This window comes from Variovorax sp. YR566 (assembly GCF_051992195.1).
Lineage (GTDB): Bacteria > Pseudomonadota > Gammaproteobacteria > Burkholderiales > Burkholderiaceae_C > Variovorax.
Genome location: NZ_CP197092.1, coordinates 5,924,709 through 5,945,515 on the forward strand (window position 1 = coordinate 5,924,709; position 20,807 = coordinate 5,945,515).

22 protein-coding genes are annotated in these 20,807 nt (G+C 67.3%); 12 read left to right on the top strand and 10 right to left on the bottom strand.

Annotated elements, in window-relative coordinates; translation table 11 throughout:
* Positions 1-16: 16 nt before the first annotated feature.
* Positions 17-1,735: an enoyl-CoA hydratase-related protein gene (locus ACTG4X_RS27605; RefSeq protein WP_440532439.1), complete on the bottom strand. Its 1,719-nt coding sequence runs from the start codon at positions 1,733-1,735 to the stop codon at positions 17-19.
* A 158-nt stretch (positions 1,736-1,893) separates the two neighbouring features.
* On the opposite strand from ACTG4X_RS27605, the gene ACTG4X_RS27610 reads away from it, so the two are divergent.
* Positions 1,894-3,573, top strand: coding sequence for a SulP family inorganic anion transporter (locus tag ACTG4X_RS27610; RefSeq protein WP_093058035.1), 1,680 nt, complete (start codon positions 1,894-1,896; stop codon positions 3,571-3,573).
* A gap of 12 nt (positions 3,574-3,585) precedes the next feature.
* Here ACTG4X_RS27610 and ACTG4X_RS27615 read toward each other — a convergent pair whose 3' ends face one another.
* Positions 3,586-4,062: an outer membrane protein assembly factor BamE gene (locus ACTG4X_RS27615; RefSeq protein WP_093178701.1), complete on the bottom strand. Its 477-nt coding sequence runs from the start codon at positions 4,060-4,062 to the stop codon at positions 3,586-3,588.
* Between the two features lie 69 nt (positions 4,063-4,131).
* On the opposite strand from ACTG4X_RS27615, the gene ACTG4X_RS27620 reads away from it, so the two are divergent.
* The 7 genes from ACTG4X_RS27620 to ACTG4X_RS27650 all read left to right on the top strand — a co-directional run bounded on the left by ACTG4X_RS27620 (position 4,132) and on the right by ACTG4X_RS27650 (position 9,727).
* Entirely contained in the window at positions 4,132-4,338 is a 207-nt protein-coding gene (locus tag ACTG4X_RS27620; protein WP_093058036.1) for a DUF3460 family protein, read from the top strand.
* Positions 4,339-4,427: 89 nt separating this feature from the next.
* On the top strand, positions 4,428-5,264 hold the full coding sequence (locus tag ACTG4X_RS27625; protein ID WP_093058037.1) for a segregation and condensation protein A: 837 nt from the start codon (positions 4,428-4,430) through the stop codon (positions 5,262-5,264).
* 33 nt (positions 5,265-5,297) lie between these two features.
* A complete protein-coding gene (nadB, locus tag ACTG4X_RS27630) occupies positions 5,298-6,872 on the top strand; it encodes an L-aspartate oxidase (RefSeq protein ID WP_440534432.1) in 1,575 nt (524 codons plus the stop codon).
* A 68-nt stretch (positions 6,873-6,940) separates the two neighbouring features.
* Positions 6,941-7,837, top strand: coding sequence for a 3-methyl-2-oxobutanoate hydroxymethyltransferase (gene panB / locus ACTG4X_RS27635; RefSeq protein WP_440532440.1), 897 nt, complete (start codon positions 6,941-6,943; stop codon positions 7,835-7,837).
* Positions 7,838-7,851: 14 nt separating this feature from the next.
* Positions 7,852-8,691 carry a pantoate--beta-alanine ligase gene (gene panC, locus ACTG4X_RS27640; RefSeq protein WP_440532441.1) on the top strand — a complete coding sequence of 280 codons (840 nt, stop codon included), beginning with the start codon at positions 7,852-7,854 and terminating at the stop codon, positions 8,689-8,691.
* On the top strand, positions 8,688-9,326 hold the full coding sequence (gene queE / locus ACTG4X_RS27645; RefSeq protein ID WP_354337689.1) for a 7-carboxy-7-deazaguanine synthase: 639 nt from the start codon (positions 8,688-8,690) through the stop codon (positions 9,324-9,326). Before panC ends, queE begins: the two co-directional genes overlap by 4 nt.
* A gap of 38 nt (positions 9,327-9,364) precedes the next feature.
* On the top strand, positions 9,365-9,727 hold the full coding sequence (locus ACTG4X_RS27650) for a 6-carboxytetrahydropterin synthase (RefSeq protein ID WP_440532442.1): 363 nt from the start codon (positions 9,365-9,367) through the stop codon (positions 9,725-9,727).
* 33 nt (positions 9,728-9,760) lie between these two features.
* Here the strand turns inward: ACTG4X_RS27650 and nadA are convergent, their stop codons facing one another.
* From nadA to ACTG4X_RS27680, 6 genes are all read right to left on the bottom strand, one after another.
* On the bottom strand, positions 9,761-10,879 hold the full coding sequence (nadA, locus tag ACTG4X_RS27655) for a quinolinate synthase NadA (protein ID WP_093058043.1): 1,119 nt from the start codon (positions 10,877-10,879) through the stop codon (positions 9,761-9,763).
* A gap of 7 nt (positions 10,880-10,886) precedes the next feature.
* The gene (gene nadC / locus ACTG4X_RS27660; protein WP_440532443.1) at positions 10,887-11,765 is read right to left on the bottom strand and encodes a carboxylating nicotinate-nucleotide diphosphorylase; all 879 of its coding nucleotides are present in this window, start codon (positions 11,763-11,765) and stop codon (positions 10,887-10,889) included.
* 25 nt (positions 11,766-11,790) lie between these two features.
* Positions 11,791-12,831, bottom strand: coding sequence for an NAD(P)H-dependent glycerol-3-phosphate dehydrogenase (locus ACTG4X_RS27665; protein WP_093058045.1), 1,041 nt, complete (start codon positions 12,829-12,831; stop codon positions 11,791-11,793).
* Between the two features lie 34 nt (positions 12,832-12,865).
* On the bottom strand, positions 12,866-13,330 hold the full coding sequence (gene secB / locus ACTG4X_RS27670; RefSeq protein WP_093058046.1) for a protein-export chaperone SecB: 465 nt from the start codon (positions 13,328-13,330) through the stop codon (positions 12,866-12,868).
* Positions 13,331-13,457: 127 nt separating this feature from the next.
* On the bottom strand, positions 13,458-13,718 hold the full coding sequence (gene grxC / locus ACTG4X_RS27675; protein ID WP_093058047.1) for a glutaredoxin 3: 261 nt from the start codon (positions 13,716-13,718) through the stop codon (positions 13,458-13,460).
* A gap of 21 nt (positions 13,719-13,739) precedes the next feature.
* Positions 13,740-14,123, bottom strand: coding sequence for a rhodanese-like domain-containing protein (locus ACTG4X_RS27680; protein WP_371127403.1), 384 nt, complete (start codon positions 14,121-14,123; stop codon positions 13,740-13,742).
* Positions 14,124-14,228: 105 nt separating this feature from the next.
* On the opposite strand from ACTG4X_RS27680, the gene gpmA reads away from it, so the two are divergent.
* From gpmA to ACTG4X_RS27695, 3 genes are all read left to right on the top strand, one after another.
* Positions 14,229-14,972 carry a 2,3-diphosphoglycerate-dependent phosphoglycerate mutase gene (gene gpmA / locus ACTG4X_RS27685; RefSeq protein ID WP_093178714.1) on the top strand — a complete coding sequence of 248 codons (744 nt, stop codon included), beginning with the start codon at positions 14,229-14,231 and terminating at the stop codon, positions 14,970-14,972.
* Positions 14,973-15,097: 125 nt separating this feature from the next.
* On the top strand, positions 15,098-16,540 hold the full coding sequence (locus ACTG4X_RS27690; protein ID WP_093058069.1) for a S41 family peptidase: 1,443 nt from the start codon (positions 15,098-15,100) through the stop codon (positions 16,538-16,540).
* A gap of 13 nt (positions 16,541-16,553) precedes the next feature.
* Complete coding sequence (locus ACTG4X_RS27695) at positions 16,554-17,321, top strand: HesA/MoeB/ThiF family protein (protein WP_440532444.1); 768 nt, start codon at positions 16,554-16,556, stop codon at positions 17,319-17,321.
* On the opposite strand, the gene ACTG4X_RS27700 is transcribed toward ACTG4X_RS27695, so the two are convergent.
* On the bottom strand, positions 17,318-19,336 hold the full coding sequence (locus tag ACTG4X_RS27700) for an AsmA family protein (RefSeq protein WP_440532445.1): 2,019 nt from the start codon (positions 19,334-19,336) through the stop codon (positions 17,318-17,320). The two genes, ACTG4X_RS27695 and ACTG4X_RS27700, sit on opposite strands and share 4 nt — an antisense overlap.
* Before the next feature lie 247 nt (positions 19,337-19,583).
* On the opposite strand from ACTG4X_RS27700, the gene ACTG4X_RS27705 reads away from it, so the two are divergent.
* The gene (locus ACTG4X_RS27705; protein ID WP_440532446.1) at positions 19,584-19,997 is read left to right on the top strand and encodes a response regulator; all 414 of its coding nucleotides are present in this window, start codon (positions 19,584-19,586) and stop codon (positions 19,995-19,997) included.
* A 52-nt stretch (positions 19,998-20,049) separates the two neighbouring features.
* Here the strand turns inward: ACTG4X_RS27705 and ACTG4X_RS27710 are convergent, their stop codons facing one another.
* Positions 20,050-20,682: a response regulator gene (locus ACTG4X_RS27710; RefSeq protein ID WP_007837167.1), complete on the bottom strand. Its 633-nt coding sequence runs from the start codon at positions 20,680-20,682 to the stop codon at positions 20,050-20,052.
* Between the last annotated feature and the right edge of the window lie 125 nt (positions 20,683-20,807).

Genomic DNA, 20,807 nt, shown 5'->3' on the forward strand with positions numbered 1-20,807 from the left:
CGCGGCCTGCGCCCGCTCAGTCCGCGGCGAGCCCCAATCGGGCGACATGCGGCGGCGTGTGCAGCGCCTTCTCCTTGCGCACGAACGCGGACCGCAATGCGCGGTGCGGCTCGCTGGCATCGAAGAAATTGCGGCGCATGTGCGCCAGTTCTTCATCGCGGTACTGCTGCAGCGGCTTTGCGGCTTCGTCTTGCGCGCGCGCCGCCTGCTTCTTCGCGATGCGCGCGGCCAGGTCCGGCGAGGCGGCCAGTTGCGCGGCCAGCCGCGTCACTTCATCGCCCAACTCTTCCGGCGCGGCCTGCAGCACGCGCTCGGCCATGCCGAGTTCGACGGCGCGCCTGGCGCTCACGGGCAGGGCCGATTGGGTCAAACGCTGCGCCTCGGCGGCGCCGACGCGGCGCGGCAGGGTGTAAGTCCAGTATTCGGAGCCGTGCAGGCCCATCAGCGTGTAGTGCGGGTTGAGCACGGCGCCGTCGCGGCACCACACCTCGTCGGCCGCCAGCGCGAGCATCACGCCGCCAGCCGCCGCATTGCCGCCGAGTGCCGACACGGTGAGGCGGTCGGTGGTGCTCAGCACCGCCTCGACCAGGTCGTTCATTGCGTGGATGTTGGCCCACGACTCCTCGGCCGGGTCGTCGGCCGCCTCGATCACGTTGAGGTGGATGCCGTTGGAGAAAAAATCGCGCAGGCCGCCGAGCAGCAGCACCGAGGTCGGACGGGTGCAGGCGAAGCGATAGGCCTGCAGCAGCCGGCGGCACTGCACGGTGCTCATCGCGCCGCCTGGGAATGAAAAGTTCAGCACGCCGACCGCGCCATGCTCGCTGTAGCGGATGTCGGACCAGGTGCGGCGTCCGGCCGGCAACTGCAGCGGTGCTGGCACCTCCGGCACTTCGAAGGGCAGCAGCTCGCCGAGCGCCTGCACGGCCGGCAGCTTGTAGCTGGGCAGCCGTGAGCCGGGCTCGCGCCAGGGGCGCAGTTGCGCGATCCATACCGCACCGTCGACAGTGGCTCGGCAGACGGCACCGGCGCGGGTGGCGATCAGCTCGCCGGGCGTGTTGCCGCGCAGCTCGTCTTCGGGATGGCCGCCGTGCAGGTACCACTGCGCGCCCAGCAATTCGTCGAGCACGCCGGGCTGCGAATCGGCCGCGCGCAACTGGCGCAGCACAAACTCGGTCGTGTCGGTCGCCCAGTCGATGCGGCGCTGCGCCTGCTTCATGAAGGGCCGCCAGCCGGCGGCAAGGGCTGCGGTCTTCTGCTTCTGAGGCTTGTACTTGCCCGAGGCGAAGCGCTCCACCGCCAGCAGCACCGCATCGAGCGCGGCGTCGGCCACCTCGCCGCGGTAGAGGTCGCTCTTGCCGGCCAGCGGCGGCACCTTCAGCGGCGACCATGCCCAGACATCGCCCGCATCCATTTCGGCCACGGCCTCGAGCACGGTGACGCCCCAGCTTTCGACGCCGCCCTGCAGCGTCCAGTCGAGCGACGAAGGCCCCCGGTCGCCCGGCGGGCCGGGATGCACGATCAGGCAGGTGTGGGCGGTCCAGATGTCCTGGGGAATGGCGGTGGTCAGCATCGGCGCCACGATGAGCTGGGGCGAATGCAGCCGCACGGCTTCGCGCAGGGCCTCGTCATTGCCGAGGGCCAGCTCCACCCCCACGGTGTGGCCGCGGTCCTGGAGTTCGGCGAGAACCCGTTGCGTCAGACTGTTGAACGCGCTTGCGACAAGCAGGATGTGCATCGGACGGACCTCGGTAATTTCGGTGACCAAATGTCAATGAATGTCAAAAATGTATCGGGATCCTTTGTTCCGGATAAGTTGAGCGAAAGTTCGCATCGGCATGACTCACCCGTCTGCGGCCTGCCGCACGGCAGGGGGCAGTCCACAATGAACGACTCATGCATTCCCCGCTGAACCTCACCCGCTTCCGCCCACGCCTGATGGACGCGCTCGCGGGATACGACCGCGAGCGCTTCTTCAAGGACCTGGGCGCGGGCGCCACGGTCGGCATCGTGGCGCTGCCGCTGGCCATGGCCTTTGCCATCGCCTCGGGGCTCAAGCCCGAGGCGGGCATCTGGACGGCGATCATCGCGGGCTTCCTGATCTCGCTGCTGGGCGGCTCGGCGGTGCAGATCGGCGGGCCGGCGGGGGCGTTCATCGTGATCGTCTACGGCATCGTCGAGCGCTACGGCGTGGCGAACCTGCTGATTGCCACCGCGTGCGCGGGCGTGCTGCTGTTCATGGCGGGGTTGTTCGGGCTGGGGCGGCTGGTGCGCTTCGTGCCGCTGTCGATCGTGGTGGGCTTCACCAATGGCATCGCGGTGTTGATATTGCTGTCGCAGTTGAAAGATCTGCTCGGGCTGACGGTGGCGAAGATGCCGGCCGACGTGTTCTCGCAGCTGCATGCGATGGCGCTGCAGATCGGCACCTTCAACCCCTATGCGTTCGCGCTCGGCATCGCCTGCGTGGCAGGGCTGCTGCTGTGGCCGTTGCTGCTGAGCAGCGACTCGAAGGTGGGCACCGCGGTGCTGCGCGTCGCTGGCCGGGTGGCGCGCACGCGCGCCGTGCAGGTGGGCGCGCGCATGCCGGGGCCCATCGTGGCGCTGGTCACGCTCACGCTGGTGTCATGGGGCTTCGAGCTGCCGGTGGAAACCATCGGCACGCGCTTCGGCGGCATTCCCGAAGGCGTGCCGGCCTTCGCGCTGCCCGATTTTTCGTGGGAGACGGTGAAGCAGCTCGTGACGCCCACGCTGACCATCGCGCTGCTCGGCGCCATCGAGTCGCTGCTGTGCGCGCGCGTGTCCGACCAGCTCAGCGGCCAGCCGCGCCACGACCCCAACCAGGAGTTGATGGCACAGGGCATCGCGAACATCGTCACGCCCTTCTTCGGCGGCATGCCGGCCACCGGCACCATCGCGCGCACCGTGACCAACATCCGCTCGGGGGGCACCTCGCCGATCGCGGGCATCGTGCATGCGATCACGCTGCTGGCGGTGGTGCTGCTGGCCGCGCCGCTGGCGCGCCACGTGCCGCTCGCGGTGCTGGCGGGCATTCTGGTGTTCGTGGGCCTGAACATGGGCGAATGGCGCGAGTTCACGCCCACGCAGTTGCGGCATTTCAGCCGGCACTACCGGCTGCTGATGCTGGGCACCTTCTTCCTCACCGTGGTGTTCGACCTGACGGTGGCGGTGCAGGTTGGCATCGTGCTGGCTTGTGCGCTCTTCATCCGGCGCATGAACGGACTGTTCAGCGTCGAACTGGTCACGCTGCAGCCGCCAGTGCTCACCTACAGCCTCTACGGCGCGCTGTTCTTCGGCGCGGCGGCCAAGCTCGACGAGGCGGTGAATGCCGCCGAGCGCGCGCCGCGCGGCATGACGGTGGTGCTGGACGCCACGCACCTGATCTACATCGACGCCACCGGTGTCGATGCGCTGCGGCAGCTGCACCGGGCGGTGCTGGCGCGCGACGGATTGTTGCGCATCGAATCGCTGCAGCCGCAACCGCTCGAGGTGCTGGTGCGTTCGGGCTTTGCCGAGGAATTGACGACGGGCCAGCCCGGCGCGTCGCACGGCGCATAGCCGCCATGGAGACTACGGGGCTTCGGTACCCCGGTCAGGCGAAGAGCCGCTGCGCACCACGCGCTGGTCGTCGTTCAGCGTGGCGGTGAAGACCATGGCCGAGTTCGGCGGCTGCACCCAGCGCCATTCCCATTCGGTCTCGCGCTTGAGCGCATAGGGCGTGACCTTGGCGGGCTTGCCCAGCATCTTGCGCAGGTCTTCCATCATCATGCCGGGCTGCACCTTGGCGAAGTTCTCGGGCGTGAGCACCTGGCGCAGCGCGCTCATCTTGCCGTCGGCACCGATGGTGATCATGTAGTTCTTCTGGCCCGCCGGCTGGCGGTTGTACTCGAACACGCGGCCACCGCCTGGGGCATCCCAGACGTTCTCGGGCTGGCCGAAACGGGCCCGCACGTCGGCCTCTGTGGACACGCCCTCTTCAAGCTCGGAGATGTTCTTCGAGTCGCATCCCACGAGAGCCATCACCGCCGCCAGAAACCCTGTTGCCATGCCGATCTGCCATCCTCGCCGTTGCCTCATGCCGTCCCCGGTAAAATTCGCGTCATAAAGGTCCAGTCTATGTCCATCTTCCGCCGCCCCCACTACACCTCCGAGATCACGAACTTCATCGAGGAGATGAAGGAAAAGAAGCCAACGCTGGAAGCCGAACAGCGCGCCGGCCGCGCCCTCCTCTGGGACAAGCACCTCGACCGCAGCCTGCTGGAGGAGTACAGCGAAGCCCGCGTTCCGATGCAGCCGTACGTCTACCAGACCCAGGCCAAGTAATTCCCCAATGCCGATTTCCCGATGCCGATTTGGCAGCACGCTCCCGTCCGCATTGCGCTGGTCGCTATTGAAACGATAGCAACAGACCGATGAAGAGCGACGAGGACAACGGCACGCTGGTGGTCGACATGCCCGACGTGGTCGACCAGGTCGCGCTCGCGAGGCTCTATGGCGAGCCGCTGTTCGCGATGCCGAAGGACCTGTACATCCCGCCCGAGGCGCTGCAGGTGTTCCTGGAGGCCTTCGAAGGCCCGCTGGACTTGCTGCTCTATCTGATCCGCAAGCAGAACTTCAACATCCTCGACATCCCGATGGCGGGGCTCACGCGGCAGTACCTGAGTTACGTCGACGAGATCCGCCAGACCAACCTCGAACTCGCGGCCGAATATCTGCTGATGGCCGCGATGCTGATCGAGATCAAGTCGCGCATGCTGCTGCCGCCCAAGAAGGTGGCCGACGGCGAAGAGGCCGAAGATCCGCGCGCCGAGCTCGTGCGCCGCCTGCTCGAATACGAGCAGACCAAGCTGCAGGCCGCCGCCCTCAGCGCCACGCCCACGTACGGACGCGACTTCTGGAAGGCGCAGGTCTACATCGAGCAGTCGCTGAAGCCGCGCTTCCCCGACGTGGACGTGGTCGAGCTGCGCGACGCGTGGGCCGACATCATGAAGCGCGCCAAGCTCGTGCAGCACCACAAGATCTCGCGCGAAGAGCTCAACGTGCGCGAGCACATGAGCATCGTGCTGCGCCACCTGCAGGGGCAGCGCTTCGTCGAATTCGAGAAGCTGTTCGACGTGTCGCGCGGTACGCCCGTGCTCATCGTCACCTTCATCGCGATGCTGGAGCTCGCGAAGGAAACGCTGATCGAAATCACGCAGGCCGAGGCCTTCGCCCCTATCTACGTCAGATTGGCTTATTCGCCAGCCTGACCCAACCGGTCCCCATATCCAGTGACTTCCGTCGTGCGCGACTTCGACGTCCTCATCGTCGGCAGCGGCCTGGCCGGCCTCTCGGCCGCGCTGCACCTGGCGCCCACGCACCGCGTGGCCGTGCTGACCAAGCGCGCGCTGAACGACGGCTCCAGCGCATGGGCGCAAGGCGGCATCGCGGCCGTGCTGGCGGCGGGCGACAGCTTCGATGCGCACGTGGAAGACACGCTGGTGGCCGGCGCCGGCCTGTGCGACCCCGAGGCCACGCGCTTCGTGGTCGAGCACGCACCCGAGGCCATCGGCTGGCTGCGCGAGCTGGGCGTGCCCTTTTCCGAGGAAGACGGCGGCCTGCACCTGACGCGCGAAGGCGGCCACAGCCAGCGCCGCATCGTGCACGTGACCGACGCCACCGGCGCGGCCGTGCAGCAGGTGCTGATCGAGCGGGTGCGGCGCACGCCGAACATCACGCTGTTCGAGCATCACACGCTGGTCGACCTGATCACCGGGCCCAAGATCGGGCTGAATGACCCTGCCTGCCTGGGCCTCTACGCACTCGACGACGAGACCGACGAGGTGCTGGCCTTCCGCGCGCCGCACACCATCCTGGCCACCGGCGGCGCGGGCAAGGTGTACCTGTACACCACCAACCCCGACACCGCCACCGGCGACGGCATTGCCGCCGCGTGGCGCGCGGGCTGCCGGGTGTCGAACATGGAGTTCATCCAGTTCCACCCGACTTGCCTGTATCACCCGCATGCAAAGTCTTTCCTGATCAGCGAAGCGGTGCGCGGCGAAGGCGGGCTGCTCAAGCTTCCCGACGGAACCCGCTTCATGCCGAAGCACGACGAGCGCGCCGAACTCGCGCCGCGCGACGTGGTGGCCCGCGCGATCGACTTCGAGATGAAGAAGCACGGCCTCGACTGCGTGCACCTCGACATCTCGCACCAGCCGGCAGCGTTCCTGAAAGAGCACTTCCCCAACATCCTCGCGCGCTGCCTGGAGCTGGGCATCGACATCACGCGCGAGCCCATTCCGGTGGTGCCGGCCGCGCACTACACCTGTGGCGGCGTGCTCAGCGACCTGAGCGGGCGCACCGACATCCCGGGCCTCTACGCCATCGGCGAGACCGCCTGCACCGGCCTGCACGGCGCCAACCGCCTGGCCAGCAACTCGCTGGTCGAGTGCATGGTGTTCGCACGCGCCGCGGCCAGCGCCATTGCCGCGGCTCCAGCACGCGAGCGCGCCGAGCTGCCCGCCTGGGACGACAGCCGCGTCACCGACGCCGATGAAGCCGTGGTCATCTCGCACAACTGGGACGAGCTGCGCCGCTTCATGTGGGACTACGTCGGCATCGTGCGCACCAACAAACGCCTGGAGCGCGCGAGCCATCGCATCGCGCTGCTGCAGGCCGAGATCCAGGAGTTCTATGCGAACTTCCACGTCACGCGCGACCTGCTTGAACTGCGCAACCTGGTGCAGGTGGCCGAGCTGATCGTTCGTTCCGCGCAGGCCCGCCACGAGAGCCGTGGCCTGCATTTCAGCCGCGACTATCCTTCGCTCGCCGAGCCCACCGCACCCACGGTGCTGGTGCCGCCGGACGGCCGATAGCCCTACCCGCTTCGTTTTCTTCACTCAAGGATGCCCGGCCACCGACGCCCGCAGGGAGAAACCCAACCATGTCGAACACCACGCCCCCAATCACCGACACGCCGCCCGCTTCGCCCTACGGCACGCTGCCGCCGGCCTCCCCGCCTGCCTCGCGCAAGCCCGTGAGCCTGCCGCGCCTGGCCGACATGCACGCGCGCGGCGAGAAGATCGCGATGCTCACGGCCTACGACGCCACCTTCGCGGCCATGGCCGACACCGCGGGCATCGACTGCCTGCTGGTCGGCGACTCGCTCGGCATGGTCTGCCAGGGCCTGAACAGCACGGTGGGCGTGAGCCTGGACACCATGCGCTATCACACCGACAGCGTCTCGCGCGGCCTGCGCCGCGTGCAGGGCACGACCTGGCTGATTGCCGACCTGCCCTTCGGCAGCTACCAGGAATCGCGCGAGCAGGCGCTGCGCAGCGCCACCGTGCTGATGCAGGCCGGTGCACACATGGTCAAGCTCGAAGGCGGCGGCTGGACCACCGACACGGTGCGCTTCCTGGTCGAGCGCGGCATCCCGGTGTGCGCCCACCTCGGCCTGACGCCGCAGACGGTGCACGCACTGGGCGGCTACCGCGTGCAGGGCAAGGGCGACGCCGCCGGCGCGCTGCTGAAGCAGCAGGCCCACGCGCTGCAGGACGCGGGCGCCGCAATGCTGGTGCTCGAAATGGTGCCGGCCGCGCTGGCCGCCGAGCTCACCGCCGAACTGAATCACTGCGCCACCATCGGCATCGGCGCCGGCAAGGCCACCGCCGGGCAGGTGCTGGTATTGCACGACATGCTTGGCATCAACCTCGGGAAGATGCCGAAGTTCGTGCGCAACTTCATGGCCGACGCGCCGGGCGTGCTGCCCGCCCTCAAGGCCTACGTGCAGGCCGTCAAGGACGGCAGCTTCCCCGACGACCGACTCCACGCCTGGTAAGGAAGGAAACCCTCATGTACATCGCACACACCATCGCCGAACTTCGCGACCACCTGGCCGCCTTCAAGCGCCCCGCCTTCGTCCCCACCATGGGCAACCTGCACGACGGCCACCTGGCCCTGGTGAAGCAGGCCAAGCCACTGGGCGACGTGACGGTGGCCAGCATCTTCGTGAACCGCCTGCAGTTCCTGCCGCACGAAGACTTCGACACCTACCCGCGCACCTGGGACAGCGACTGCGAGAAGCTGCGCACCGCCGGCTGCAACGTGCTGTTCGCGCCGGATGAGAAAGCGCTCTACCCCGAGCCGCAGACCTGCAAGGTGCACCCCGACCCGGCGCTGGCCGACATCCTCGAAGGGCATTTCCGCCCCGGCTTCTTCATCGGCGTGTGCACGGTGGTGATGAAGCTCTTCCAGTGCGTGCAGCCGCGCGTGGCCGTGTTCGGCAAGAAGGACTACCAGCAGCTGATGATGATCCGGCACATGGTGCGGCAGTTCGCGCTGCCCATCGAGATCGTGGGCGGCGAGACCTTCCGCGCCGACGACGGCCTCGCGCTGTCGTCGCGCAACGGCTACCTGAACGAAAGCGAACGCGCCGAGGCGGTGCAGCTGTCGAAGGCGCTGAAGGCAATGGCCGAAGCGGTGCGCTCGGGCGAGCGCGACCTGGCCGCGATCGAAGCGCGGGCCATGCAGATGCTCACGCAACGCGGCTGGCAGCCGGACTATCTTGTGCTGCGGCGCCGCGCCGACCTGCAGGCACCGGCCGCGGGTGAACCGCTCGTGGCGCTGGCTGCTGCACGCCTGGGCAGCACGCGGCTGATCGACAACCTCGAGATCGACACACCGGCCTCATGACTTACAGCGTCAAAGAAATCTTCTACACCCTGCAAGGCGAAGGCGGCCAGGCGGGCATGCCGGCCGTGTTCTGTCGCTTTGCAGGCTGCAACCTCTGGACGGGCCGCGAGGAAGATCGAGCCTCCGCCGTCTGCCGTTTCTGCGACACCGACTTCGTGGGCACCGACGGCACGCTGGGCGGCAAGTTCAAGACCGCCGACCTGCTTGCTGACACCATCGCCGCGCAATGGCCAGCCGCAGATGCCGACCATCGCCTCGTGGTTCTGACTGGCGGCGAGCCGTTGCTGCAGGTAGACGCCGCACTGGTCGACGCGCTGCACGCGCGGCGCTTCCGCATCGCAGTCGAGAGCAATGGCACGGTCGAGGCGCCCGAGGGCATCGACTGGCTGTGCATCAGCCCCAAGGCCGGCGCGCCATGGGTGCAGCAGCGCGGCCAGGAGCTGAAGCTGGTGTGGCCGCAGACCGAGTTCGACCTCGACACGATGGCGCGCACAGGCGAGTTCACGCACCGCTTTTTGCAGCCGATGGACGGGCCCGACCGGGTCGCGAACACCGAGCTTTGCATTGCCGAATGCATGAAGCAGCCGGTTTGGCGCCTGAGCGTGCAGACGCACAAGATCACCGGGATCCGCTGAGACTGCGGCCCTTTTTCCTCTGAGTTTCTTTTTTGACGATGCGATTCACCATCAGCCAACGCTTTTTCTTCGACGCCGCCCACACACTGAAGCGCGAGATCGAAGTCGAAGGCAGCCGCCGTATCCACGGCCACACGTACCACGCGGAGGTGTGGCTTGCAGGGGAGCGCGATCCAGTGACGGGGATGGTGATCGACCTGGGGTTGCTGCGCCGGCGGTTGGAAGATGTGCGCGAGAAGCTCGACCATCACCTGCTGGATGACGTGGCCGGACTGCATCCGCCGACGCTGGAGAACCTGTGCGTGTTCATTGCGGATGCGCTGCCGGACTTGCGGCCCTCGCTGGCCCGCGTGCGTGTGTGGCGCGAGGCGCTGGGCGACAGCTGCACCGTGGACTTCTAGGTTCCCCCCAGAGCGGGAAGGAGCAAGACAGGGTCAGGCGGCGCCGATGCCTGCTACCAAGCTGCCGGGCGCCTGCCCGTTCTTCAGCCCGGCAGTAAACGCCAGCATCCGGTCGATCGGCACGCGCGCCCGCAGGCCCAGCGCCGGGTCGACATGGATCTCGCCCGCGCCGGTCTCCAGCGCATTCGCCAGCTCGACCAGCCCGTTCATCGCCATCCACGGGCAATGAGCGCAGCTCTTGCAGGTGCCGCCGTTGCCGGCCGTGGGCGCCTCGATGAAGACCTTGCCGGGGTTCAGCGTGCGCAGCTTGTGCAGCATGCCGCTGTCGGTGGCAACGATGAATTCGCTGGCATCCATACGCTGTGCCGCGTTCAGGATGGCCGAGGTGGAGCCCACCGCGTCTGCCAGCGCAATCACGTCAGACGGGGACTCGGGGTGCACCAGCACCTTCGCCTTCGGATGCTCCTTCATGAGCAGTTCGAGCTCCAGCGCCTTGAACTCGTCGTGCACGATGCAGGCGCCGTTCCAGCTGACCATGTCCGCACCGGTCTGGCGCTGGATGTAGTCGCCCAGGTGGCGGTCGGGGCCCCAGAGAATCTTCTGCCCGGCCGCGTGCAGCGCGTTCACCACGTCGAGCGCGCAGCTGGAGGTGACCAGCCAGTCGGCTCGCGCCTTCACGGCCGCGCTGGTGTTGGCGTAGACGACCACGGTGCGGTCGGGGTGCTGGTCGCAGAAGGCGCTGAACTGCTCGACTGGGCAGCCCAGGTCGAGCGAGCAGTTCGCATCGAGGTCGGGCATCAGCACGCGCTTTTCGGGCGAGAGGATCTTCGAGGTCTCGCCCATGAAGCGCACGCCCGACACCACCAGCGTCTGCGCGGCGTGGTCGCGGCCGAAGCGCGCCATTTCGAGCGAATCGCTCACGATGCCGCCGGTTTCCTCGGCAAGGTCCTGCAGGTCGGGGTGCACGTAGAAGTGCGACACCATCACCGCGTTGCGTTCGCGCAGCAGGCGGCGGATGCGCTCCTTCAGCGCGATGCGCTCATCGGGCGAAGGCTCGGCCGGCACTCGGGCCCAGGCGTGGCGCGTGTCGCAGACGGCGCCGGCCTTTGCGGCGGGCTGCTCGTAGTCGACGTCGATGACCGGAGACGACATGGGCGGATCAGCTTTCCAGAAAACGCATCGAGTAGTCGATGGCTTTGACATCCTTGGTCAATGCGCCGACCGAGATGCGGTCTACACCGGTTTCGGCCAGTGCGCGCAGACCGTCCAGTGTGACGCCACCGGATATCTCCAGCACGGCCTTGCGGTCTTCGCCGGCTTCGTCGTTGACGCGCACGGCCTCGCGCAGCGTGGGCAGGTCCATGTTGTCGAGCAGCACCATGCGCGCGCCGGCTTCCAGCGCTTCGCGCAGCTGGGTCAGCGTTTCGACCTCGACTTCGACGAAGGCGGCTTGCGAGGCAACCGGCGCCACCGCGCGCAGGGCCGCGGCCACACCACCGGCTGCGGCGATATGGTTTTCCTTGATGAGCACCGCGTCGTACAGGCCGATGCGGTGGTTCAGGCCACCGCCGGTGCGCACCGCGTACTTCTGCGCGAGGCGCAGGCCCGGAATGGTCTTGCGGGTGTCGACGATGCGGGCGCGCGTGCCGCGCACGGCGTCGGCGTAGAGGGCGGTCTTGGTGGCGACCGCGCTCAGCAACTGCAGGAAATTGAGCGAGGTGCGCTCGGCCGTCAGCAGCGCGCGGGCGGCACCTTCGATTTCGAGCACGGTCTGGTCGGCCGCGCAGCGCTCGCCTTCGGCACACAGCCAGTGGATACGCACTTGCGGATCGAGCTGCCGCAGCGTGGCCTCGACCCAGGGCGCGCCGCACACGACGGCGGATTCGCGCGCCAGCACGCGGGCGCGGGCGGTGCGGGCCGGGTCGACCAGCGACGCGGTGAGGTCGCCGTCGGCGACGTCTTCCTGCAATGCGCGGGTGGCATCGGACAGGGCCAGCGCGGCCACGGCCGACGCTGAAAAATCAAAGCGAAGGCTCATGGCTCTTTGTCTCTGCGTTTTTTTATTAAGAGGAATGGCGAGGAGAAGCCGCAGCGCCGGGCGGCACGGATTCCGGCACCGGGTCGCGGCCGGTCAGGGCGGCCACCGCGTCTTGCGGGCTCACGCGGCCGTCGAGCAAGGCGACCACGCCTTCGGCGATCGGCATCTCAATGCCGAGGCCACGCGCGCGCTGCACCACGGTGCGGGCGCAGTACACGCCTTCGGCCACATGGCCCAGCGAATCGACGGCCTGCGCCAGCGTGCGGCCCTGGGCCAGCAGCAGGCCGACCTTGCGGTTGCGCGACAGGTCGCCGGTGGAGGTCAGCACCAGGTCGCCCAGGCCCGAAAGGCCCATGAAGGTTTCAGCGCGGGCGCCCAGCGCGAGGCCGAAGCGCGTCATTTCGGCGAGGCCCCGGGTGATGAGCGCCGCGCGGGCGTTGAGCCCGAGCGCGAGGCCGTCGCACAGGCCGGTGGCGATGGCCAGCACGTTCTTCACCGCGCCGCCCACTTCCACGCCCACGATGTCCTCGTTGGCGTAGACGCGCAGCGCGGGGCCGTGGAAGGCGTCGACCAGCGTGTCGCGCACGGCGGCATGCGGGCTGGCGGCCACCAGCGCGGTCGGGCGCCCTTCGGCAACCTCCTGCGCGAAGCTGGGGCCGCTGAGCACGCCCGCTCTCAAATCAGGAGCAACCTGCGCCCAGATTTCATGGGCGAGCAGGCCGAAGGATGTGGGTGAGGCGTCAAGTGCGGGCTCAACGCCCTTGCACAGCCACGCCACCGCCGCAGTGGTGCCACGCAGTGCAATGAGCTGTTCACGCAGGGCAGCCATGGGGGTGGCCACGATGACGAGGTCGGCGCCGGCCTGCGCCTGGCCGATGTCGCCCGCGCGCACGGCGAGCGAGGCCGGCAGTGCCAGCCCGGGCAGGTAGCGGGTGTTTTCACGCGCGGCCGACATGGCGTCGGCCTGGGCGGCATCGCGCGCCCAGAGCGTGACCTCGTGGCGAGCCGCCGCGTTGACAGCGACTGCCGTGCCCCAGGCACCGGCGCCATGAACGCAGATCTTCATCGGCGTTGGCGACATCGAGGGCGTTGGGCGCTGTTTACTGCGCCAGGGTCGGCGCAGCCTGGCCAGCGGCCTGCGCCTGCTGCTGCTCGTACATCGCCTGGAAGTTGATTTCAGCCAGGTGCACGGGCGGGAAGCCGCCGCGCTGGATCACGTCGGCCACGTTGCCGCGCAGGTACGGGTAGACGATCTGCGGGCAGGCGATGCCCAGGATGGCGCCCATCTGCTCTTCCGGCAGGTGGCGGATTTCGAAGATGCCGGCCTGCTTGGCTTCGACCAGGAACACGGTCTTGTCGCCGATCTTGGTCTGCACGGTGGCCGACACGGTGATCTCGAAGATGCCGTCGGTCACGGGCTGGGCGTCCACGCCGAGCTGGATGTCGACGGTGGGCTGCTCCTGCTCCAGCAGGATCGCGGGCGAATTGGGTTGTTCGAGCGACAGGTCCTTGAGGTAGACGCGCTGGATCTGGAAAACGGGATCTTGGGCTTGCTGGTCGGCCATGGCTGAACTTTCGAGGATCAAAACAATGCCCGCCGGGGAGAGGTTCCCGCAGCGGGCTGCAGATGGATGAGCGAACGATTATCGCCCGGCGACCGCGCCACTTCCGTGACGCCGGTTGCTTTGTGTTTCAGGCGCTCTGCAGCAGGGGCACGAGGCCGCCGCGGCTGTCGAGGGCCATCAGGTCGTCGCAGCCACCCACGTGGGTGTCACCGATGAAAATCTGCGGCACCGTGCGGCGCTGGGTGATTTCCATCATGGTGTTGCGGGCCTGGGGGTCGGTGTCGATGCGGATCTCTTCGATCTGCTCGACGCCCTTGGACTTCAGGATTTGCTTCGCACGCGTGCAATAGGGGCAAACGGCGGTGGTGTACATCTTGACTGCTTGCATACGCTCTATCTCGGGGAGATTTCAGGCCTTTTCAACGGGCAGGTTAGCGTCTTTCCAGGCTTTCAGCCCGCCGGCCACGGCTTGGGCCTGCTCGTAGCCCAGCTTCTTGGCCATGGCCACGGCGCGCTGGGCGCGGGCGCCGGTGGCGCATACCAGCAGCAGCGGCACGGTCTTGTTCTTGACCGCGCCGGTGAGCTTTTCCTCGAGCTGGTTCAGGGGAATGTTCTTGGCGCCGATCATGTGGCCGGTGGCGAATTCTTCCGCCTCGCGCACATCGACAAGCACCGCGCGCTCGCGGTTGATGAGCTGCACGGCACCCTGCGCCGTGAGCGTTCCGCCGCCCGCCCCCCGCACCAGCGGCCAGGCCAGCATGGCTCCCGAGCTGAGCGCGATCAGGATCAGCATCCAGTTCGCGGTGACGAATTCGATCAATTTCACGGGGGTTCCTTGAATGGCAAACCGGGGATTTTAGAATGCGAGGTTTCGCAAGCGCAGCCAAAGGCCTCCCACATGCACAAACTGGTATTGATCCGTCACGGCGAATCCACCTGGAATCTCGAAAACCGCTTCACCGGATGGACCGACGTGGACCTGACCGAGACCGGCGTGGAGCAGGCCAAGCAGGCCGGCCGGCTGCTCAAGGCCGAAGGTTACGACTTCGACGTCGCCTACACGAGCGTGCTCAAGCGCGCCACCCGCACCCTGTGGCACACGCTCGACGAACTCGACCGCACCTGGCTGCCCGTGGTCCATTCCTGGCGCCTGAACGAGCGCCACTACGGCGGCCTGCAAGGCCTGAACAAGGCCGAAACCGCCAAGAAGTACGGCGACGAGCAGGTGCTGGTCTGGCGCCGCAGCTATGGCACCCCGCCCCCGCCGCTGGAAGCCGACGACCCACGCAGCGAGCGCGGCGACGTGCGATACGCCAAGCTGGCGCCCGAACAGATTCCGCTGACCGAGTGCCTGAAAGACACGGTGGCGCGCGTGCTGCCCTTCTGGAACGAGTCGATGGCGCCGGCCATCCGCACCGGCCGCCGCCTGGTCGTGGCGGCCCACGGCAATTCGATCCGGGCGCTGGTGAAGTACCTCGACGGCATCTCCGACGACGCCATCGTCGGCCTGAACATCCCGAACGGCATTCCGCTGGTCTACGAGCTCGACGACGACCTCAAGCCCCTGCGCCACTACTATCTCGGCGATGCCGCAGCCGCCGAAAAGGCAGCCGCAGCGGTGGCATCGCAAGGCAAGGGCTGAAAAGACCGGTAAAGACCGCCCTGAAAGCCCCTGCCCGGCGCTCCATCCGTGGAACCCCGGCAAACAAATTGCTTCCAAGCTGTGTATATTGATTCGACAGCCGCCGACAAGGACAACCACTCATGATGGGCCAGAAACTGAAGATCACCGGCTGGGTCGCCGCCGGCGCCGTAGCAGGCGTCCTGACCACCGTCTCGTTGCAGACAGTCGCACGCGGTTCGCTTGCGCCACTGCCGCTCGAGGAATTGCAGCAGCTCGCTGCCGTCTTCGGCATGGTCAAGAGCGACTACGTCGAGCCGGTCGACGAGAAAAAGCTCATCTCCGACGCCATTTCGGGCATGGTTGCCGGCCTCGATCCGCATTCCCAGTACTTCGACAAGAAGTCCTTCAAGGAATTCAGGGAAGGCACCACCGGCCGCTTCGTCGGCGTGGGCATCGAGATTTCGCAGGAAGACGGCCTCATCAAGGTCGTCTCGCCCATCGAAGGCTCCCCTGCTTTCCGCGCCGGCCTGAAGCCCAATGACCTGATCACCAAGATCGACGACACCGCCGTGCGCGGCCTGTCGCTGAACGAGGCGGTCAAGCGCATGCGCGGTGAGGCCAACACCAAGGTGCTGCTGACCATCTTCCGCAAGGACGAGAGCCGCACCTTCCCGGTGACGATCACGCGCGAAGAAATCCGCACGCAGTCGGTCCGCGGCAAGATGATGGAACCCGGCTATGGCTGGATCCGCCTGTCGCAGTTCCAGGAGCGCACCGTCGACGACTTCGTCAAGAAGATCGACGACCTGTACAAGGAAGACCCGAACCTCAAGGGCCTGGTGCTCGACCTGCGCAACGACCCGGGCGGCCTGCTCGACGCGGCGGTGGCGGTGTCGTCGGCCTTCCTGCCCGAGAACGTCACGGTGGTCACCACCGACGGCCAGCTGGCCGAAAGCAAGTCGGTCTACAAGGCGGCGCCGGAGTTCTACCAGCGCCGTTCGGGCAGCGACCCGCTGCGCAGCCTGCCGGCCGCGCTCAAGAGCGTGCCGCTGGTGGTGCTGGTGAACGAAGGCTCGGCCTCGGCCAGCGAGATCGTGGCCGGCGCGCTGCAAGACCACAAGCGCGCCACCATCATGGGCAGCCAGACCTTCGGCAAGGGCTCGGTGCAGACGGTGCGCCCGCTCGGCCCCGACACCGGCCTGAAGATCACCACGGCGCGCTACTACACGCCGAGCGGAACCTCGATTCAGGCCAAGGGCATCGTACCCAACGTGCTGATCGACGAAAGCGCCGAAGGCAGCCCGTTTGCCGCCCTGCGCATGCGCGAGGCCGACCTCGAGAAGCACCTGGCCAGCGGCCAGGGCCCCGAAGTCAAGGACCCGGAACGCGAAAAGGCCCGCGACGAAGCCCGCAAGCGCCTCGAGGAAGAAGCCAAGAAGCCGCCGCAGGACCGCAAAGTACCCGAGTTCGGCACCGACAAGGACTTCCCGCTGGTGCAGGCGCTCAACCGCCTGAAGGGCCAGCCGGTGCTGGTCAGCAAGACGCAGATCATCGTCGACAACAAGGAAGAGAAGAAAGAGAACTGAGAGCCGGTGGCGCATGGAAGATAGCCAGCTGCTGCGCTATTCGCGCCACATCCTTCTCGAGGAATTCGGCATCGACGGGCAGGAGCGCGTCAGTGCCGGACGGGTTCTCGTCATAGGCGCCGGCGGACTGGGTTCGCCGGTGGCCCTGTACCTTGCGGCAGCGGGGGTCGGCCACATCGTGCTGGTCGACGACGACGAGGTCGATCTCACCAATCTCCAGCGCCAGGTCGCCCACACCCACGCGCGAGTGGGCCTCGCCAAGGTCGAATCCGCCGCGCAGGCCATGCGCGACATCAACCCCGACATCGCCATCGAAACCCACGCCCTGCGCGCCGACGAGGCGCGGCTGTCGCGCCTGGTCGCGCAGGCCGACGTGGTGGTCGACTGTTGCGACAACTTCGCCACCCGGCAGGCCGTCAACCGCGCCTGCGTGGCTCACGCCAAGCCGCTGGTGGCGGGCGCGGCGATCCGTTTCGATGGCCAGCTGAGCGTCTACGACACCCGCGACGCCACCTCGCCCTGCTATGCCTGCCTGTTCCCACCCGATGCGGATTTCGAGGAAACGCGCTGTGCGGTGCTCGGAGTGTTCGGCCCCGTGGTCGGAACCATCGGTACGCTGCAGGCCAGCGAGGCGCTGAAGCTGCTGGCCGGCATCGGCCCGTCGCTGGCGGGCAAGCTGTTGATGTTCGACGGGCGCAGCACCTCTTTCGACACGCTGCGCGTGGCGCGCGACCCGCACTGCAGCGTCTGCGCGCAGCGCCCTCCTCTTCTTCCCGTCTAGGGCTGCTTTGCGCCCTTTGCGCGGGCGGCGCCGTTGGCGGCCGCCCCGGCCGTGGGCTTGTTGGCCTGCGCCAGCACGCCCTTGCAATCGGAATCCACGCCCGGGCCGGGCTCGATGGTCGCGGCCAGCGCCAGCAGCGGATTGATGGCGCCCAGCGCCAGCGCAGCCAGCCCGCGCCCCGCCAGGGGAACGACCTCCACGCCGCCCTTCGGATCGCCGAAGGTGCCGCTCACCACCAGCGGCGTACGAATCGACAGGATGCTCTTGCTCTTGGGCTCCGGCCGGACCACGAAATCGAGCCCCTCGGTCGCCAGGTTGGCCTGGCCGGTGGCAATGAACACGGCGTTGGTCGTGTCCACCACGAGCGTGCGCCCGGTCATCAGCCCCTTGTTCACGTCGAAGGCCAGGGCCGCGCAGCGCAGCTCGACGTTGCGATCGCCGCGCAGCATGAACTTGATGATGTCGCCGCCCACCAGCGTCGCGAACACCGGCAAAAGGTTGCCGAACTGGCCGCGTCCCGAAATGACCGCCACGTCGCCCGACACGCCCCCCAGCCAGTTGGCCACGGTGCTGCCCGAGCCCGACAGGTTGATGCGCCCGTCCAGACGGCCCACGCTGTTGCCCGTGGTCTCGAGCTTGGGGAACAGGCGGGCCAGCTGCATCGCCCGTACGTCGAGCGAGGCGCGGATGTCCGCCGGGTTCTTCGAGGCGTCGATGCGGATCGCACCGCTCAGTTTGCCGCCGGCCACGCCCAGGTCGAGCGGGTCGAGCGTGAGCACGCCGTTGGCCAGCTTGACCTGCACGCTGCCGCTGTCCAGCGGAACGTCGCGCACATTCCGGATGCGGTCTGCCGTGTATTTCACGTCGGCGTTCATGGCGCGCAGGCGTTCGAAGTCGAGCGGCGCCGTGGGCAGCACCTTGCCGCCCGGCCGCTTGACCTGCGTGATGGTTGGCGGCGGAGCCACGCCTTCCACGGTGGCGGCAGTGCGCGCCGTGGGCGGCAGGCCGATCAGCGGGCCGAGGTCGTCCATGTCCATCACGCGCGAGCGCAGGTCGCCCGCCAGATGTGGCAGCTGGCCGGCCTGGTCGAAGCGCATGTCGCCGGCGATGTCGGACAGGCCCAGCCTGCCCTTGAGGCCGGTGGCTTGCCACAGCTTGCCGCGCTTGCCCAGGCTGCCGCTCAGGGCGTAGGGCGAGGTCTGCGGCAGCGCGATGCCGAGCAGCGGGAACAGGGCGCCAAGCGTCTGGCCCTTGATTTCGAACTTCGCGTCGATGCCGTCGAGCCCCGACAGCTCGGCCACCGTGCCGGCAGCCTTCAGCTGGGTCTGCCCGGCAGCCGCGTTGATCTCCATCGGAAACGGCGGCGCACCCGCGGCGTTGATCTGCAGCACGTTGCCGGTGCGTCCGCTGGCGGTCAGCGGCTGCCCCTTGTAGCGGCCCTTGATGCGGTAGCTGAGCGGCATCTCGCCGCGGCTGCTGGCGTAGCTCAGGTCGGCGTGCAGATCGACCCCAAGGTGCTTGGCCAGGAAGTCGACCGCGCCGGTGTCGACCTGCATCAGGCCGATGCTGGGCACGGTGCCGCCGTCGGAGGTGTCCTTGCCGAGCGCCCAGGTGCGGCGCCCGTCCGCCTCCATCTGCAGGCCCAGCGTGGGCGAGAAGAGCGCGAGCCGCGGAATGACGATCTTGCTGGCGATCAACGGCCAGATGCGGATGTCGAACTCGGCGCGATCCGCCTTGACCAGATAAGGGTCGCGCGCCCACGAGGGGTTGGCGAACTCGATGCCGTCGAACTTGACCGTGGCCTGCCGCCAGCCAAGGCCCACGTCGAGCCGCCGCGTGATCTCGAACTTGCGCCCGGTCTTCTCGCTGACATAGCGGTTGACCGGCTCGCGCAGCATGTCCCAGGGAAAGAAGGCAAGTCCGATGACCAGCGCCGCGAACAGCAGCACGACGCCGGCCACCAGCTTCTGCCAGAGCGGTCGGTTGCGCAGGATGCTCGTTGCGTTCGTTGCCATGGGTCCTTGTAACTCGAATGACCGCGCCGCCCGGGTCGGCGATGGGCCGCAGAAACCGTGAGGCATTGCCTACGAATGCACCTTGCAGGCTTCGACGGATGCACGCGTCGGACCTCGCCTACAAGAGCCACGCGCCGAAGCTTGCATGATCTGCCACCGCAACGCCTCAAAGTCCATGCTGGCAGGCATTTGCACCAGAGAGGCGCTGCAAATGCGTCTGCCAACCTCAGAGGAAGCGCGGTTCGGCATGGATTCCAGATTGCAGACCTACGTCGTCGAAGACAACCTCACGATCCGTGAAAACCTCATTGGCACGCTGGAAGAACTCACCTCCACCACGGTCGTCGGCTTTGCCGAAACCGAAAGCGGCGCGCGCGCATGGCTGCTCGGCCACGATGGCGAGTGGGACCTCGTCATCGTCGATCTCTTTCTCAAGCAGGGCAGCGGTCTGGGCGTGCTCCAGGCCTGCCAGTCGCGCAAGCCGCTGCAGAAGGTGGTGGTGCTCAGCAACTATGCGACGCCCGACATCCGGCGGCGCTGCGCCGAGTTCGGGGTCGACGCGGTGTTCGACAAGTCGAACGAAATCGACGCGCTGGTCGACTTCTGCATCGTGCAGGCCAAGGCCTTGCACTCCGCGCCCGGGGCTCCCGGGGCGGGTTGAGGAAGAAGCCGCGTTGGGCCCCCTCCCCACTCTTTCCGCTCCCTGGCCGATCTCAGTCGATCAGCTTGTTCTTCAGCGCGTAGTAGGTGAGGTCGCTGTTGGAGGAGAGGTTCATCTTTTCCATCAGGCGCGTGCGGTAGGTGCTCACGGTCTTCACCGACAACGACAGCGTCTTGGCGATGTCGCCGGCGGTCTCGCCCTTGGCGAGCTTCAGGAACACCTGGAACTCGCGCTCCGAGAGCTGCTCGTGCGGCGCGGCGTCGTCCTTGCGGTCGAGCTGGCGGGCCAGCAGTTCAGCCACGGCGGGCGTGATGTAGCGACGGCCCAGCGAGATGGTGCGGATGGCGTTGACGATCTCGATGGGATCGCACTCCTTGTTGAGGTAGCCGCTCGCGCCCTGGCGGATCAGGTTCATCGCGTAGTGCTCTTCGGGGTATCCGCTCAATATGAGGATGCCCACGTCCGGCGCCTTGGCGCGGATCATGGCGAGCGCATCGATACCGCTTTGACCGGGCATCGAAAGGTCCATGACCAGAACGTCCAGCTCCGTGGTGCGCACCAGCTCGATGGCCTCTCGGCCGCTGGCTGCTTCACCCGCCACGCGCAGGTCCACGTGCTCGGAGAAGAACTGCCGGAGGCCCGATCGCACGATGGCGTGGTCGTCCACAATTCCGATTTTGATCATCTGTTACTTTCTTCGTTGTGTTGCGGACATGCGGGTCGCAACATACCGGGTCCCTGATTGTTATCAATTATTCACGAACTTGCGTAGTACGCAGCCTCGAAAGTTTCATGCACTGGTTAGCCCCT

What these genes read in the sequence shown, in the direction of transcription:
- ACTG4X_RS27605 (WP_440532439.1), bottom strand. Translation starts at nt 1,735, where the DNA reads ATGCACATCCTGCTTGTCGCAAGCGCGTTCAACAGTCTGACGCAACGG.
- ACTG4X_RS27610 (WP_093058035.1), top strand. Translation starts at nt 1,894, where the DNA reads ATGCATTCCCCGCTGAACCTCACCCGCTTCCGCCCACGCCTGATGGAC.
- ACTG4X_RS27615 (WP_093178701.1), bottom strand. Translation starts at nt 4,062, where the DNA reads ATGGCAACAGGGTTTCTGGCGGCGGTGATGGCTCTCGTGGGATGCGAC.
- ACTG4X_RS27620 (WP_093058036.1), top strand. Translation starts at nt 4,132, where the DNA reads ATGTCCATCTTCCGCCGCCCCCACTACACCTCCGAGATCACGAACTTC.
- ACTG4X_RS27625 (WP_093058037.1), top strand. Translation starts at nt 4,428, where the DNA reads ATGAAGAGCGACGAGGACAACGGCACGCTGGTGGTCGACATGCCCGAC.
- panB (WP_440532440.1), top strand. Translation starts at nt 6,941, where the DNA reads ATGTCGAACACCACGCCCCCAATCACCGACACGCCGCCCGCTTCGCCC.
- panC (WP_440532441.1), top strand. Translation starts at nt 7,852, where the DNA reads ATGTACATCGCACACACCATCGCCGAACTTCGCGACCACCTGGCCGCC.
- queE (WP_354337689.1), top strand. Translation starts at nt 8,688, where the DNA reads ATGACTTACAGCGTCAAAGAAATCTTCTACACCCTGCAAGGCGAAGGC.
- ACTG4X_RS27650 (WP_440532442.1), top strand. Translation starts at nt 9,365, where the DNA reads ATGCGATTCACCATCAGCCAACGCTTTTTCTTCGACGCCGCCCACACA.
- nadA (WP_093058043.1), bottom strand. Translation starts at nt 10,879, where the DNA reads ATGTCGTCTCCGGTCATCGACGTCGACTACGAGCAGCCCGCCGCAAAG.
- nadC (WP_440532443.1), bottom strand. Translation starts at nt 11,765, where the DNA reads ATGAGCCTTCGCTTTGATTTTTCAGCGTCGGCCGTGGCCGCGCTGGCC.
- ACTG4X_RS27665 (WP_093058045.1), bottom strand. Translation starts at nt 12,831, where the DNA reads ATGAAGATCTGCGTTCATGGCGCCGGTGCCTGGGGCACGGCAGTCGCT.
- secB (WP_093058046.1), bottom strand. Translation starts at nt 13,330, where the DNA reads ATGGCCGACCAGCAAGCCCAAGATCCCGTTTTCCAGATCCAGCGCGTC.
- grxC (WP_093058047.1), bottom strand. Translation starts at nt 13,718, where the DNA reads ATGCAAGCAGTCAAGATGTACACCACCGCCGTTTGCCCCTATTGCACG.
- ACTG4X_RS27680 (WP_371127403.1), bottom strand. Translation starts at nt 14,123, where the DNA reads ATGCTGATCCTGATCGCGCTCAGCTCGGGAGCCATGCTGGCCTGGCCG.
- gpmA (WP_093178714.1), top strand. Translation starts at nt 14,229, where the DNA reads ATGCACAAACTGGTATTGATCCGTCACGGCGAATCCACCTGGAATCTC.
- ACTG4X_RS27690 (WP_093058069.1), top strand. Translation starts at nt 15,098, where the DNA reads ATGGGCCAGAAACTGAAGATCACCGGCTGGGTCGCCGCCGGCGCCGTA.
- ACTG4X_RS27695 (WP_440532444.1), top strand. Translation starts at nt 16,554, where the DNA reads ATGGAAGATAGCCAGCTGCTGCGCTATTCGCGCCACATCCTTCTCGAG.
- ACTG4X_RS27700 (WP_440532445.1), bottom strand. Translation starts at nt 19,336, where the DNA reads ATGGCAACGAACGCAACGAGCATCCTGCGCAACCGACCGCTCTGGCAG.
- ACTG4X_RS27705 (WP_440532446.1), top strand. Translation starts at nt 19,584, where the DNA reads ATGGATTCCAGATTGCAGACCTACGTCGTCGAAGACAACCTCACGATC.
- ACTG4X_RS27710 (WP_007837167.1), bottom strand. Translation starts at nt 20,682, where the DNA reads ATGATCAAAATCGGAATTGTGGACGACCACGCCATCGTGCGATCGGGC.